Annotated in this window: 9 protein-coding genes; all 9 read left to right on the top strand. The window is 51.1% G+C overall.

What is annotated here, in order from left to right; genetic code table 11:
* The first annotated feature begins 37 nt into the window (after positions 1-37).
* A complete protein-coding gene (locus R8O10_RS16290) occupies positions 38-5,524 on the top strand; it encodes an Ig-like domain-containing protein (protein ID WP_000606835.1) in 5,487 nt (1,828 codons plus the stop codon).
* Positions 5,525-5,672: 148 nt separating this feature from the next.
* Positions 5,673-6,380, top strand: coding sequence for a DsbC family protein (locus R8O10_RS16285; RefSeq protein ID WP_001259346.1), 708 nt, complete (start codon positions 5,673-5,675; stop codon positions 6,378-6,380).
* Positions 6,377-8,824 carry a type IV secretion system protein TraC gene (gene traC / locus R8O10_RS16280; RefSeq protein WP_000637384.1) on the top strand — a complete coding sequence of 816 codons (2,448 nt, stop codon included), beginning with the start codon at positions 6,377-6,379 and terminating at the stop codon, positions 8,822-8,824. Before R8O10_RS16285 ends, traC begins: the two co-directional genes overlap by 4 nt.
* A 14-nt stretch (positions 8,825-8,838) precedes the next feature.
* A complete protein-coding gene (locus R8O10_RS16275; protein WP_000351984.1) occupies positions 8,839-9,156 on the top strand; it encodes a hypothetical protein in 318 nt (105 codons plus the stop codon).
* Positions 9,153-9,683: a S26 family signal peptidase gene (locus tag R8O10_RS16270; protein ID WP_001010740.1), complete on the top strand. Its 531-nt coding sequence runs from the start codon at positions 9,153-9,155 to the stop codon at positions 9,681-9,683. Before R8O10_RS16275 ends, R8O10_RS16270 begins: the two co-directional genes overlap by 4 nt.
* On the top strand, positions 9,646-10,911 hold the full coding sequence (locus tag R8O10_RS16265) for a TrbC family F-type conjugative pilus assembly protein (RefSeq protein WP_001447719.1): 1,266 nt from the start codon (positions 9,646-9,648) through the stop codon (positions 10,909-10,911). Before R8O10_RS16270 ends, R8O10_RS16265 begins: the two co-directional genes overlap by 38 nt.
* Positions 10,908-11,579, top strand: coding sequence for an EAL domain-containing protein (locus R8O10_RS16260; protein ID WP_000575345.1), 672 nt, complete (start codon positions 10,908-10,910; stop codon positions 11,577-11,579). The genes R8O10_RS16265 and R8O10_RS16260 overlap by 4 nt, the downstream gene beginning before the upstream one ends.
* Positions 11,576-12,583: a TraU family protein gene (locus R8O10_RS16255; RefSeq protein ID WP_000983282.1), complete on the top strand. Its 1,008-nt coding sequence runs from the start codon at positions 11,576-11,578 to the stop codon at positions 12,581-12,583. Before R8O10_RS16260 ends, R8O10_RS16255 begins: the two co-directional genes overlap by 4 nt.
* A gap of 115 nt (positions 12,584-12,698) precedes the next feature.
* Positions 12,699-15,494, top strand: a complete 2,796-nt coding sequence (gene traN / locus R8O10_RS16250; RefSeq protein ID WP_001256484.1) for a conjugal transfer mating pair stabilization protein TraN — start codon at positions 12,699-12,701, stop codon at positions 15,492-15,494.
* Positions 15,495-15,523 lie beyond the last annotated feature (29 nt).

Genomic DNA, 15,523 nt, shown 5'->3' with positions numbered 1-15,523 from the left:
ATTGGGTTCTTGTAACTCAAAACGAATGGAGAATGCGATGATCAATTTCAAGCCTAAAATTCCGGCGATGCTTGGGGCTCTGGCGGTTCTTACCGCTGGTGCTGCTCATGCAGAGCTGCTGGAATACACCTTTAAGGCTCCAGATGGTACGCAACGGTCTCTGACTCCGAATGCCAACTATGCCAACCCAACGGGCAATATCTCGTTTGCCTTGAGTGCCGGTATCGACCGAAAGGTAAAGATTTCGGTGCTTCGGTCGGATGGAACAGTGGTTTCGACAGCGACCAGCCACCTTCTTGGGGCTACTGATCGCATCACAGTGGGTGGAAAATCCTACTATGGTGCGGAACTTCAACTACCAGCTCCAGTTGGTGGGGCATACACTATCAGGGCGGAAATTCTTGCCTCTGATGGTTCTACAGTACAGACGGATGAATACCCTCTTACTGTCGATGTGACGCCGCCAACCTACTCTTCGCTTGCCCCGGTTTATAGTAACTATGGGCAGGTTACTAGCGGTGATGTTTGGAAACTGGGTCTAGGTGGCTCTGAGGATAATGCCTTTTTGCTGTCAGGAATCTCTGATGAGTCACCCATCAAAGGCGTCAAAGCAAAGCTGTATCGTCAAGACGGTTCACTCTACAAAGATGTATCCGTGAACTACGATGACGCTAACGGACAAGCTAGACAGTCTTTCCAATCTGGCTTTTTCCCAGCCTCTGACTTGGATGAAGTGTTTACACTTCAGTTTGAGATAAGCGATAGCGCTGGAAATAGCTATCTTTCACCTCGTCAAAAAGTGATGTTTGATAGCATAACCAATGCTCCGTCTGCACCTTTTGGTGTTTATGACCCTTCAAGTACAAACAACTTAGGCCCTGGATTAACCGGATTTGTTGCTTACACTGAGGGCATGACAGTTAAAACTAACCCAATCAAGTTAGCTTGGCGTGTTCCGCGTGATAACTGGCATGAGTATAGAGAAGGTGGGATAAATATGACCAATGCCTTGGGAGAGATGTCCAAGGTAGGAGAAGATGCCAGCTATGTTTATCTCGTCACAACCGCACCTTATGGCAATACCGACGGCAATTATTGGCGTTGGGTGAACTTCGGCCAGTGGGGGGGAGGCGGTATTGCTTATAACCTCACACTCTCTCCATCAGCGCCTAAAAGTCCCAGACTTTTGGGTGTGGACTACAATTACAGTGATATAGGATGGTCTAGTTTTTACCGCTACTGGGTGAACAATTCTGTTCTTCCTGTCACTGTTAGTAGTATCCGTGTCAAAGTTGAACCAAGGCCTTACGTTCAAACTGCCGTTCACAGGGGAAGCTGTGAAATTCCTGTTGGTCAAGATAGCTGCGTGATTGCAAATAGCTTCACAATGGCTAAAGGCACAACAGGGTACGTCCACGATAATGCGACAGTTTTCAATCCGGATAAATCTCTTCGCTCGAATCCTCTTTGGGCAGAGGTTAACTGGAACGATCAGCACTACCCTCAGCTAAGTCAGCAGTTCGATCAAAATAGCAAGGTATTTACCTTATTCGTTAACCAGCCAGGACGAGGCGCTTACTTTGATAGGCTGCGTCTGCGAAGTGCATGGATTGAAGATAGCAAAGGCAACAAGCTGTCTCCAACTGGTGGGTTAATAGCCAACAACTGGGAGAACTACACTTACCAGTGGGATCTTAAAACTCTCCCTGAGGGGCAATACAGTCTTGTTGCCGCAGCAGAGGAGATGCACGGGCCTTTAACGCGACAACCAATGTTCCAGATAACGTCTGATAGAACGCCACCAACCATGACACTCAGTGTGGCAGATGGAGCAGCTATCCAGACTCTAGATGATGTTGTTATTACCTTGGCTGATGCTATCGACCCTTCACCTAAATTGACCTCTATTGCCCTTGTAGGGGGGCCTGCCAATGACAAGGTGCAGTTGTCTTGGCGTGAGGAGTCGAAAGGTCGATTCCGCCTTGAGTACCCGGTAATGTTCCCTTCTTTGAAGGAAGGGGAATCTTACACGCTGACTGTTTCCGGTGAGGATGCACAAGGCAATGCGGTTCAAAAGGCTGTTGGCTTCGAGTACAAACCTCGTCAGGTAATGCTGGCGGATGGGATGGATGGCAAGGTCATGGTCCCCGCTGTCACTCATGAATTTGTTCATGCAGATGGCAAACGGATCATCGAAACCAAGCCGCTGACGCTCAGTGATGGTGCTGTCGTGACAGGTTCATACGACGTGTTTGCGACCCTACGTTCTGATGCGAAAGTACCGCTGGTGGTTAATGGGGTGCGTATCGAGCCAGGCCAGACAATGGGGATCATGAGCCAACATGATTTCGGTGCGTCAGGTGGTCGTTTGAGCATTCCGGTTAAACCTGCTGTTCCTGATGTGGTCGGCTCTTCCAGCCTTCTTGTCATGACCTCCGCGCCGAACTCACCCATCTTGGTTGTGGACATCAATACCTGGAAAGGGACGGCTAAGCTCTCTGCTGAATCATGGACAATTCGCCAGGTCATTGACCCAGTGAAAATCTATGCCCTGCCAGAGTCGGGTGTGCCTTGCCGGTTCACCACGAAAGAGGATGTGGCTATGGCCGCAGACCCAATTCGTGACCCGGTGTGTTTGCTCCAGTGGGACAGAACTCCAGATGAGGCTGAACAAACTACGCAGGACAACAACGGGATGAAAGTTGCTGGGCTGGTGGGGCAGGCTGTGAGCATTGGTGAACAACCTGTCGAATACAGCCTGTACCTGTTCAGTGGTGACGGTTCCAAGGTAAAAGTTGGGTCTGGCTCTCAGAACCTGACGGTAACTACTGCCTATGGCTCTGTTGGCTACACCCCGATTGATGACATTGCTCAGGTGAATCGCGTCATTGAAGATTTTGATGTGAACTTCAAGCAGAGCAAGGGGCCAGACTGTTCTATAACCCTCAGCGCAGACCGTGCGAAAAAAGAGGCCGCGAACAAGGCTGTTGGTAGTGCAAGCCGTGCCTGTCTGTTCGAGTGGCAGCAGATCCCCGATGGATTGGTCCAAGACCCGTTATCGGAATCACCTTCGCTCTCTGGTTCATTGGCCTCCAACGGCGTTCATCCACTGGGGTGGCGGGTAAGTATTTTCACCCGTAACGGCACTAGGGTGACGTTGAACGACGAGACTTTCAATGTCGAAGCGGTTGACCCACCAGCTCCGACCGTTGAACTAGCCTCCGACTACAACTTCAAAGACAACATCTACTTGGTGCCGATGACAGGTAACTACCTGGGTGATGCCATTATCAACTCTGAACGAGCTGATCTGGATATTGCCATATCGCGCAACTCGGATGTTCTTGAGTCTGAGACCTTCACTCCGGGATGGGGTGCCACCAATAAGGTGTATCGCCGCATCAATACCGATGAGCGAGCGTTGTGGGAGGAGACCACCTACAAGGTGAACGCGGCCTACAACAAGGTGCCTGATGTGAAGACTGAGGTTGTCTACCGGGCTATCTCTGCACCTTCTGACAGTATCCGTCCTATCGTTGAAGTTAAAGGTGATACCGCGATTGACACCCAGGCATTGCCGGTTAGGGTTCTCATCCGTGATCAGTACAAACCTGATGGTGACTATGACGCTAACACGATGGGGGTGTGGAAAGTACGCCTGATCCAGCAAAAGGCCTACAACGAGACGGTTGCGCTCACTGATTATGCGGAAGCATCGAACGGTGAAGCTCAGTTCTCAGTAGACCTGTCTGGTGTGGATACTTCCTCCGTCCGTATCGCTGCTGAGGCTGTTCTGGAAAGCCCTGTTGAGGGTTACAACCGCACAGAGTTGTCTATCAGACCTGCCTTCTTGACAGTGCTTCGCGGTGGTGCCATCGGTGCTGGCGTGGAGGCTCGCAAGTTGTCTGGTGAAGCTCCGTTCACTGCTGTGTTCAAGCTATCTTTGGACGACCGTCAGGATCTCCGGGCTACCGGCCAGGTTGTGTGGGAAACCAGTAAGGACGACGGTAAAACCTGGGAGCAGTTCATCCCAGAAGATCGATACAAGTATCAGCTTGTGAAGACCTTCGACAAGGGGGAGTACCAGGTTCGGGCCAAGGTGGTGAACGTCAACTCAGGTGCGGAAAAGTACACCGAAGCGGTCAGTGTTGTCGCTTACGACAAACCTGATATTGCTGTTATCGGCCCGACCACGTTGTTTGTCGGAAGTGAAGGCAAGTACACAGCGAACCTGACGTTGAACGATGAGCCAATCTCCGGTGGCAATGCCATTGTTGAGTGGTCTACTGACGGTGGCAAAACCTACGCGCAGACAGGGGATAGCATCACGCTTTCGAGCGATGAAGAAACCCGATACCGCCTGTGGGCTCGTGTGCGCTCTGCCACGGCACCGGCTGATGACGGCTATGCCTATGAAGTTGCGAAAACGGCGGTTGACTTCCGAGCAGTGAAGGCACCTCGTCCTTACGTGACAGGGCCGCGAGTTATTGAGACCGGTAAGAAGTATGTGTTCAAAGCCGAAACCAGCCTGCCTTACCGTGGGATGGACGTGAAGCTGAACGGGTTCTTCACGCTGCCTGATGGCTCGATTGTGCAGGGTGATACTGCTGAGTACGAACCCTCTGACACTGACCTCAATCAGGCTACTGTAGAAACGAAGTACACCACCTGGATCGAAGGATACCGAGATCAGGGTGCAGAGGCTTCGCATAGCCTACGCTCCCGCGTTTGGCAGTATGTATGGCCGAGCTTCGGAATGCAGGTTAGGAAGAACGCAGACGTGGCTCCTGCGACGATCACCGCGTCAGTGCGGCCAATTGCCTTCAACGGCAAGCTGGAAGAGCCGACCTACGAGTGGGAGTTGCCGGAAGGCGCTGTGATTCAGGATCAGCGGCAGGATATTGTCCGGTCCTTTGTGATCAATGAGCCGGGTGATTACAACATCAAGGTCACTGTCCGTGATGCTCGCGGCCATGAGACCGTGATCGAGCAACCGCTCAAGATCGGCCAGGCAGCGCCCTATGCCATTGACCTGCAATACTCTGGCTCGAACAAATACGAGCGTGAGCCTCTGGATGTGCTGTTGCGACCGTACATTTCTGGCGGCCACCCACGCGACCGTATTTCGACTCGTGTTTATTCGGTAGATGGTACACCGTTGGAAAGCAGTGGTTACTACGGCAGAGCAACTCTGGGCGCTGGTGAGCACAGCATCAAGCTGAAAATAACCTCAGAAATGGGGCATGAAGCTGAGGGCGAGGTGAACATCAATGTTGCAGAGAACAAGTTGCCTGCATGTAGCCTGAGCTCACGAGAGACCGTTGGGTCGTGGATCGTCTATGCGAACTGCGAAGATACCGATGGCCGCATGAAGTCCTACGAATGGACCATTGCCGGTGAGTTGCAGAGCATCAGCTCTGATCGAGTGACTATCAGCAAGGGCACCTATGAAACGATGCCGACCATCTCTCTGGTTGGGGTCGATGACTCTGGGGGCAAATCCGAAGCTGTTACCATGAACTAAGGTTCATTCCTCTCAAAGCCCGGTTCAGACCGGGCTTTTTTTTGTATCGCGCTGGAATTGTCCAAATTGGGCTATTACAGAGGCGAGTCTATTTCCATCCCCCGGATACACTGCCCAGCATCCAGTAATCCAATCTTAGGGGATAGACATGCGGACAAAATTACTTGGGGCGCTGATGGTGTTCGGGATTATTACCGGCACGGCTCATGCGTCATCGAAATTGGAAATCACCGATCCCAGAGCGGCGAAGATAGAGGACATTGTAGAGCTACCCATCAAAGGGGTTCGAGCCGTCCAAAGTGATGGGCAGATCATGTTCCTCTCTGAAAACGGACGATTTGTTATTTCAGGACAAATCTACGACCTGTGGAGCAAGAAGCCCCTCAACACGATGTCCCAAATGAGGGATGTAGCGGAGCGTATCCACTTCAAGAGCATGGGCATGGATGTGGACACGCTGAACACTGTGTCGATGGGGCGTGGTGACAAAGAGGTGGTGGTCTTTGTTGATCCTAGGTGCGCGGTTTGCCATCAGCTCATGGGTGATGCCAAATCGCTGGTGGATGATTACACCTTTAAATTTATCGTGATTCCAGCTCTGGGTGCTGAGTCCAACCGCCTGGCAAAAAACTTGTACTGCGCGAAAGACAAAACCCACGCGCTTGATGCGCTGATGAACAACACCCTGGGTTCCCTTCCTTCAAAAGAAACCTGCGACCCCGGCCAATACGACCAAACGCTGCTGACAGCTCATTTCATTGGGATTGAGGGCGTTCCGTTCGTTGTTGCTCCGGATGGTCGTGTCAGCAAAGGACGTCCGAAGAACCTGAAATCATGGTTGGAGAGTGCTGAATGATCGTAACCATCAAAAAGAAACTCGAAGAAACGTTGATCCCGGAGCACTTGCGAGCTGCCGGGATTATTCCTGTCCTGGCCTATGACGAAGACGATCATGTCTTCCTTATGGATGATCACAGTGCAGGCTTTGGTTTCATGTGTGAGCCCCTGTGTGGTGCCGATGAAAAAGTTCAGGAGCGAATGAACGGTTTCCTGAATCAGGAGTTCCCGTCGAAGACTACGCTCCAGTTTGTCCTGTTCCGCTCCCCGGACATCAATCAGGAGATGTACCGGATGATGGGTTTGCGTGATGGCTTCCGTCACGAGCTGCTGACATCTGTTATCAAGGAACGGATTAACTTCCTCCAGCACCACACGACAGATCGCATATTTGCCAAGACCAACAAAGGTATCTACGACAATGGCTTGATCCAAGACCTCAAGCTGTTCGTTACGTGCAAAGTCCCCATCAAGAACAATAACCCGACTGAAAGCGAACTCCAGCAGCTCGCACAGCTTCGCACGAAGGTCGAATCATCGCTTCAAACCGTTGGTCTGCGTCCTCGCACAATGACGGCGGTGAACTACATCCGGATCATGAGCACCATCCTGAATTGGGGGCCAGATGCTTCATGGCGACATGACTCTGTGGATTGGGAGATGGATAAGCCCATCTGCGAGCAAATCTTCGATTACGGCACCGACGTGGAAGTCAGCAAGAATGGCATCAGGCTGGGTGACTACCACGCGAAAGTCATGTCAGCGAAAAAGCTGCCTGACGTTTTCTACTTTGGTGATGCGTTGACCTATGCCGGGGATCTCAGCGGCGGCAATTCCAGCATCAAAGAAAACTACATGGTCGTGACCAATGTTTTTTTCCCTGAGGCAGAAAGCACGAAAAACACTCTGGAGCGCAAACGCCAGTTCACTGTAAACCAAGCCTACGGGCCGATGCTCAAATTCGTGCCGGTGCTGGCGGACAAGAAGGAGAGCTTCGACACTCTCTATGAGTCCATGAAAGAGGGGGCTAAGCCAGTCAAGATCACCTACTCGGTGGTTTTATTTGCTCCAACCAAAGAACGTGTTGAAGCGGCGGCGATGGCCGCACGAAACATCTGGCGTGAATCTCGGTTCGAGCTGATGGAGGACAAGTTCGTTGCTCTGCCGATGTTCCTCAACTGCCTGCCATTCTGTACCGACCGGGATGCAGTGCGAGACCTATTCCGCTACAAGACCATGACAACCGAGCAGGCTGCTGTGGTCCTGCCGGTGTTTGGGGAATGGAAGGGGACCGGGACCTATCATGCAGCGCTGATTTCCCGCAACGGCCAGCTCATGAGTCTGTCTCTTCACGACAGTAATACCAACAAGAACCTGGTGATCGCAGCCGAATCCGGCTCGGGTAAATCGTTCCTTACCAACGAACTGATTTTTTCCTACTTGTCCGAGGGGGCTCAGGTCTGGGTTATTGATGCCGGTAAGTCCTACCAGAAGTTGTCGGAAATGCTCAATGGCGACTTCGTTCACTTTGAAGAAGGAACGCACGTCTGCCTCAACCCGTTTGAGCTCATACAGAACTACGAGGACGAAGAAGACGCGATAGTCAGCCTCGTTTGTGCGATGGCTTCGGCTAAGGGCTTGCTGGATGAATGGCAAATCTCTGCGTTGAAACAGGTCCTTTCTCGCCTGTGGGAAGAGAAAGGTAAAGAGATGAAGGTTGACGACATCGCTGAGCGCTGCCTGGAAGAAGAAAATGACCAGCGCCTCAAGGATATTGGTCAGCAGCTCTACGCCTTTACGTCGCAGGGCAGCTACGGGAAATACTTCTCTCGCAAGAACAACGTCAGCTTCCAGAACCAGTTCACTGTACTGGAGCTCGATGAACTGCAAGGGCGTAAGCACTTGCGTCAGGTTGTACTACTCCAGCTTATTTACCAGATCCAGCAAGAAGTATTCCTGGGTGAACGTAACCGCAAGAAAGTCGTCATCGTGGATGAGGCCTGGGACCTGCTCAAAGAGGGCGAGGTCTCGGTCTTCATGGAACATGCCTACCGCAAATTCCGTAAGTACGGTGGCTCCGTTGTCATTGCAACGCAGTCCATCAACGACCTCTATGAGAACGCAGTGGGCCGCGCCATCGCGGAGAACTCGGCCAGCATGTACTTGCTCGGCCAAACCGAAGAAACCGTGGAATCTGTTAAACGTAGCGGTCGTCTGACCCTTTCAGAGGGCGGGTTCCACACCCTCAAAACGGTACACACCATCCAAGGCGTGTACTCAGAAATCTTTATCAAATCGAAGAGCGGTATGGGCGTCGGTCGCTTGATAGTGGGCGACTTCCAGAAGCTACTTTATTCGACCGATCCGGTGGACGTTAACGCCATCGACCAGTTTGTGAAACAAGGCATGAGCATACCTGAGGCAATCAAGGCCGTAATGCGAAGCCGTCGGCAGGCTGCATAACCAGGGAGACAGTAATGGACATTAAATCAATCGCAATCGCCGCCATTCTCGGTGCCGCTGGTGGCTTCGGCGGTAGCTACTACGTGATGAGCGAACAAACGGCAAGCATCCATCAGCGTTTGAATCAAACCCCGCCAGTGGTCGTGGTTGACTTCGCTAAAGTGGCGTCGGCGTATCCCGCTGGTGCCTCTCAGGAGGAAGTTGAAAGGCTGATGGTCAAGACCAATGACGCAATTTTGAAGTTGAAAGACGCAGGTTATTTGGTCCTTGACGCAAGTGCTGTCGTCGGGGCTCCAAGTGACGTGTACCTCCCTGATGAGGTGCTGAAATGAATTTTCCACTCAAGAAGTATTTCGTCAAAAAGGAATCCTGGAAGCGCTTCGGGGTTAAGGCAGGTGTGACACTAGTGGTTCTTTGGGCTGCTGGTGCGGCCTTTGCCAGCCGCTACCGTATTGGCATTGATCCACAACAGGAGAAGTGCCTGCCGGGTTACACCTTCTTCCTCATTGATCTGAACGACCAAACTCTGGAGAGGGGAGCGGTTTACGCCTTCCAAGCCAAGAACATGCAGCCTTTCTACAAGGACGGGACTCGCATGGTCAAAATCCTCACCGGTATGCCGGGGGATAAAGTCGAGATCAACGATAAGTGGAAGATCACCGTCAATGGTGATGTCGTCGGAGAGGGGCTCCAGCTCGCAGGGAAACTACATCTGCCAGAGAGCCACTTTTACGGCAAGACCACGCTGAAAGAGAACAACTACTGGTTTATGGGCAAAAGCCCATTCAGCTTCGACTCACGTTACTGGGGGACTGTGAAAAATGATCAGATCATTGGCCGCGCATATCCCCTGTTCTAAGAGCGTTCTGGTGGCGTTGATGTTCTCTGTGGCTGGCGGGGCATACGCTCAAGAGTCTCCGCTCACAGAGCAGGATAAGGCGCTTATTGAGCAAGGAAAGCAAATTGCCCAAAAGGCCCAGAAGATGGAAATGCCATCTCTGTTGCAAAACCAACACATGGACGAGGCTCAGGCCGAAGCCAAGGCATTTTTCAAGCAGCTCCAAACTACTAACCCAACGCTCAAGGAGATGCACCGGAAACAGGCTGAAAAGGGTATCTACTCTGACCATCGGATACTGGTTTTCGCCTCGTTGTCTCTTGGCGAACAGGGGTTAGATGACGTCCTAACGGCGGTGTCAGGCCAGCCTGATTCTGTAATTGTGTTCCGTGGCATCCCGGAAGGAATGAACTTGGGGCAGGGAGTTAAAGCTATTCAGGCGCTCGCGGCCAAAAAAGACCCAGTGCCGAACATCATCATCAACCCTACGTTGTTCAAAACGTACAACATCACAGCCGTTCCCACGATTGTGATGCTGGAGGATGAGCCGCTGCCTGGCGAACAACCAAACGTCGTCGCCCAGGTCTCCGGGTTGTCCGACCCGGTATGGTTGGCTCGGGAAGTGGATAACGGAGAAAAAGGCGATCTCGGCGTTAAGGGGCCGGTGGAGAAAATCAGTGAGCCAGACCTTATTGATGTTGCCAAGAAACGCCTTGCCAATATCGACTGGGAAGAGAAGAAGAAACAGGCTATAGAGCGCTTCTGGACCAAGCAGAATTTCAATGAGCTGCCAAGAGCGCCAAAATCTCGAACACGAGAAATTGACCCTAGCGTCATGATCACCAGTGACATCAGCACTCCGGATGGCACTGTGTTCGCTCACGCGGGTGACGTGATCAACCCATTGTGCGATCCGAAGGAAGTTTGCAAGCCTGGAACGCGGCCATTTACCCAAGCGGTCGTAGTTTTCGACCCGCTGGACAAAAAGCAAATGGAACTACTCGCCAAGAAGCTGCCTGAAATCAAGCTGGAGCCTGGCGTACAACGGATCACCTATATCGCCACAGAGTTCGACAAAGACAAAGGCTGGGATTCCTACAAGAGTGTCACCGACAACTTTGACGCGCCGGTATATCTGCTGACGCCAGATCTGATTACCCGGTTCGAGCTGGAGCACACACCGAGCGTCATTACTGCCAGAGGCAAGAAGTTTGTTGTCCGCGAACTTGCTGAGGAGGGCGGTGAATGATTTTTGCCCCGGCTTTCCAACCAATTAAAGACGTCGGCACAGGTTCGTTTGTCGCTGCTGAGGTACTGGCTCGTTGGTACGACGAAGGCCGGGTTCTTACACCATCCTCTCTGTCATCTCCTCCTTATTGGGGACTGGTGGATATGGAGATGGCACGGTTCATTCAGGACAACCTTCATTATTGCTTGGATCTGTACCCGGCTCTCTTTCTGAATGTCTCCGAACAAACTTTGCAATCAGACGTCATCTTCAAGGCGTGGTGTAGGGTTGTCCGCGACATTGCTAAAAATCACTCATCACGGCTTGTCATCGAGATTACAGAGGGCATTCAGGACGCCTCTCTCGCATCGAGATGGGAGGCTCTGACCGAAATAGGGGTTGAGCTGGCGCTGGATGACTATGGAGACAAAAACTCTTCTCTGGATCGCCTGAGCCGTTATGACTGGCACTATTGCAAGTTTGACGCGAGAAGACTGCGGTCGCTTGAAGACTACCCGGCCATCCTCCACTGCCGCCGAAAAGGCATACAGCTCATTGCTGAGCAGGTGGAGAGCTTCCCATTGGGGGAGAGCGCCAAATTACTTGGACTGTCATGGCAACAAGGTTTCTATCACGGGAAGCCTGCTGTCATGGAGAAAAATTTGAATTACGTAAAGGCCTTACCATGATGCAAAAAATTCTACGGATCATGGCCGTTAGCGCGGTCTTTTGGGTTGGTTCGGTATCGGCTGACCCTGGGTGCCAGAATGCGGAAGTGATCGGCGGAAAACTGATTACTGACATCTGCTGGAGCTGTATTTTCCCTATCAAAGTAGCAGGGGTTCCTATAAGTGGTGGAGGCGGATCATTCCCGAGTGAAGCCGTAAGCAACCCTCTGTGTATGTGCGAGGATAATCTAGGGGTCCCTCGGCCTGGAGTCACCACTTCTATGTGGGAGCCAGCACGGCTCGTTGAATTTCAGAGAGTGCCTGGCTGCTCATCAGTCTTGAATGGTGTCAGGTTCCCGTTTGATAGGACTAACCAAGGGCATCATGGCATGGGAGACATGGATGGTGGTGATGGTTCTTTTATGCACTATCACTACTATGCGTTTCCTCTGTTGGTGATGCTCGATTTATTTATTAAGCAGACCTGTAATGCTGATGGGTATATGGATCTCGACATCATGTACATGTCGGAGCTCGACCCGACCTGGAACAATGATGAGCTCGCTTTTTTTACCAATCCAGAGGCGGCGGCAGTAGCAAACCCAATTGCGGCGGCTGCGTGTACTGCTGATGCTGTCTCATCAACCGCTGGAAAACCTTTAAAACAGCTTTTCTGGTGTGCTGGTTCATGGGGCACCCTGTATCCATTTAGTGGCAACCAGAATGGTGGAAAAGGTGTTATCCGCGATAGCAGTCTTCTTAGCACAAGGGTTCTGGCTGCTTTGCATCGCCGGGGGTTAGCGTGGAAGACAATGGGTTCTGAGGCTATGTGTAGAGGCGTTATTAGCCCAACACTACCCAAAACGCAGTACAAATTCACGCTATTGCATCCGGTTCCAGAGACAAACTCATCTCACGTAATTGGCGAATCCACTCTTACGTGGGGTCTGGCGCGAACTATACCGGCAATTGGGCAAGACCCTATTTACACCATCTGGCGATGGAATGATTGCTGTAACAATTGAGCAGACCCTAACGAATTTGCACGGGCATTTTAGATTATGCCCCAAAAGGGCCACTACACGTACAGGTGGCCCTTGTCTTCTCAGATAGCATGGGAAGGTTGAAATGGAGAACACAATGCGAAGTCATAATTACTTTATGAAAGCTGTGGCCTCGCTGTTGACAGTAACCATGTCTGCGCTGCCGATACATTCCTACGCTAACGGTAGCCAAGACCAGGACATCACAGCGGTGGGTAAAGAGGCCCAGGCTTTCGGACAAAACCTCTCAAACTCATTCAAGTCGAGCTCGGGGACTGTGCAAGATGGCACAATCTCTATGCCGACGTTGAAAGACGGTCAATTCCAAATGAACGGGGGGAGTCAGATTAATGTCAATGATCTATTCCCCGGAACGAGCGGGACCAACAATAAACCTGATAGTTATTACTTCCCTGATGCCAATAAACCTGATGTGGGCGGTCTGCAAGGCATTTACGACTCTGGCGATGACATGGACAGCGTGGGGAATAATGCAAAAGGGTCGCTGTGGAGTGATGCCAATAGTGCTAATCCATCAATCTCTGGTGCGGCATACAAGGTTCTTCTCGATGCCTCTAATCGATCACGCCCTGATTTCAGTAATGACCCGGTACTAAATCTAAGCAAAAAGACCTATGAGGATATGGACCTCATCGCAGGTGGCTTTGGGGATTGTTCTGCCGAAACAACCATCAATCAGAATACTATCAACGCCCACATTCCAGAGTATGAACGGTGTCAGCGTGTTGTAGATCAAAGCGCGGACTGTGAGGTTGTCCATGACTACGACGCCTCTGTGGTGAAGCACTATGATGGTCCATATAACCTCAAATCTTGTGGAGAAGGCTGTACTGAGTTGTGGATTGGTCGAGTGGGGGACAACTACTGGAGTGGTAACTGCAAGATTTATGAGGAGTACACGCGGGTCCAAGTCAGCAATCCAGATGCCATAGTGTCTGCAACGCTTGAATACGCCAAGTGGGATGACTACATGCAAGTGTGGGTCGGTAAGTCCGGCCAAGAGACTAAAGTGTGGTCTGGCCCAGATGGCAACTTCCCTCCAGAAACAGCCGGTAGATGTGAGCTCTCCACGAGTTGGGAGCGAAACCCTAATGTTGATGTCACTCCCTATTTTAAGAACGTGAAAGATGGTGATGTTGTTACGTTTAAGATCCGCGTTTCAGTAAGTGGCGAAGGTGAGGGTTTTGGCCGCATAAAACTCCGCTATGACCCATCGAAAGCCATTACCAAGGATGAGTGGGCTCCACAGAGCTGCATGGATTCAGCCAAAGGGGTGGTAGATGGTTTTGCGGAAGGCGAGATCACATGTATAGATGACCCGACTGATGCTACTGGCTGCACAGTCATCAATGGGATCAAAGTTTGCGAATCTCAACTCAAGCCGTCACCTTTGCCTGGTATTCCAAAACTATGCAAAAAGGTTCGAGTTAAAGCTGACTATGACTTCTATAAGGGGCAAATGGACTGCTGGACAGACCCTCAAGGTGAAACGCACTGTCCGGTAAACACGGGCGGGAATCTCGATAGCTGTCAGAAATATGAAGAAAACCCTCAGTGCGGCTTCATCAGTTCCAAATGTGTTGATGGTGCTCAGGGAAGTTCTGGTACGTGCTACGTCCACGAGGATACTTATGACTGTGGTACAGATGTTTCTGTTCCGACCTTGGAAAAGGAAACTGAGTACCAGTGCGGTGGGCCTATACGCTGCATGGGAGATGACTGCCTTGATTTGACCAAAACACAAAGCACTGATTTTGCTCGCGCTACTGCGTTGCTCAATGCAGCCCAATTCATGACGCAGGATATGAGCTGCACAGGCCAAGATGGGGATGACAATCCTACCGGGGATGAAAACGTTATTTGCTCTGCTTTTGCAGGGGAAGCTGGCGAATGCAAGATAGCTGTTGGGGGAGTTTCTGATTGCTGTGAAAAGCCAACCAATATATCTCTTGCCGATTATCTGAACCTAATAATGGCCGTTCCAAAGCTCGATGGCGCAGTGATGGGGCTGACTGATGGTAATGCGCTTAAAGGTGCTTATCAGGTACTTAGGGAACCTGCCCTTCAAGGGTGGACAGAAGTCACAAAACCGTTCACAAGTTATATAGAGAACGTTTCAGGTGCTGTTGATTCGTTCTTCCAGCCTGTAGAGCAGTTTGTTGATCAACTCATTGACCAGCTCAAAGAGCAAGTCAAAGAAGTGATGATGGATGTCATGAAATCAGCAGGCCAAGATGCAGCAACAGAGCAGGCGGCTGCCGCAGCATCTGAACAAGCTGCCGAAGCAATGATGGAGACTGCGACAACATGGCTTAGCACTGCCATGACGATATATACCGTCTATGTCGTTGCGATGGTGATGATCCAGATGATTTATAAGTGCGAGGAAGAAGAGTTCACTATGAACGCAAAAAGAGCGCTCAAGAATTGCACCTATGTAGGCTCTTATTGTAAATCTAAGGTGTTGGGCGCTTGTATTGAAAAAAGAGAAGCGTATTGCTGCTTCAATTCTCCGCTCTCTCGTATTATACAAGAACAGGTTCGCCCTCAATTGGGGCAGAACTTTGGAGACCCCAAAAATCCTCAGTGTGAAGGGATTCCACTAGATAAAATTGCCGAAATTGATTGGAGCAAAATTAATTTGGATGAGTGGCTTGGGATATTACAGCAGAACGGTAAATTCCCTGATCCGGCCTCAATAAATCTCGACTCGCTGACTGGAGCAGGGAATGACTTCAATATTGACGGGACGCGGAAGAATGCTCAGGAAAGGGCGTTGGAGCGGTTGGAAGGGATTGATATTGACGCGAAGCGAAAAGAGGCGACAAACAGCATAGACCCTCAAACAGGCGCGCCAACTGGTGGTGGATAAAAAAAGGGGCCTTTCGGCCCCTTTCTCAT

The sequence above is a fragment of the Vibrio sp. 1727 genome (assembly GCF_033344415.1).
In the GTDB taxonomy this organism is placed as follows: Bacteria; Pseudomonadota; Gammaproteobacteria; order Enterobacterales; family Vibrionaceae; genus Vibrio; species Vibrio alginolyticus.
The sequence above is the reverse complement of the archived record's forward strand: the minus strand, read 5'-3'. Positions and strand labels throughout refer to the sequence as shown.

Bases quoted from the DNA above. Each gene is read 5' to 3' on its own strand.
- R8O10_RS16290 (WP_000606835.1), top strand. From the start codon at position 38: ATGATCAATTTCAAGCCTAAAATTCCGGCGATGCTTGGGGCTCTGGCG.
- R8O10_RS16285 (WP_001259346.1), top strand. From the start codon at position 5,673: ATGCGGACAAAATTACTTGGGGCGCTGATGGTGTTCGGGATTATTACC.
- traC (WP_000637384.1), top strand. From the start codon at position 6,377: ATGATCGTAACCATCAAAAAGAAACTCGAAGAAACGTTGATCCCGGAG.
- R8O10_RS16275 (WP_000351984.1), top strand. From the start codon at position 8,839: ATGGACATTAAATCAATCGCAATCGCCGCCATTCTCGGTGCCGCTGGT.
- R8O10_RS16270 (WP_001010740.1), top strand. From the start codon at position 9,153: ATGAATTTTCCACTCAAGAAGTATTTCGTCAAAAAGGAATCCTGGAAG.
- R8O10_RS16265 (WP_001447719.1), top strand. From the start codon at position 9,646: ATGATCAGATCATTGGCCGCGCATATCCCCTGTTCTAAGAGCGTTCTG.
- R8O10_RS16260 (WP_000575345.1), top strand. From the start codon at position 10,908: ATGATTTTTGCCCCGGCTTTCCAACCAATTAAAGACGTCGGCACAGGT.
- R8O10_RS16255 (WP_000983282.1), top strand. From the start codon at position 11,576: ATGATGCAAAAAATTCTACGGATCATGGCCGTTAGCGCGGTCTTTTGG.
- traN (WP_001256484.1), top strand. From the start codon at position 12,699: ATGCGAAGTCATAATTACTTTATGAAAGCTGTGGCCTCGCTGTTGACA.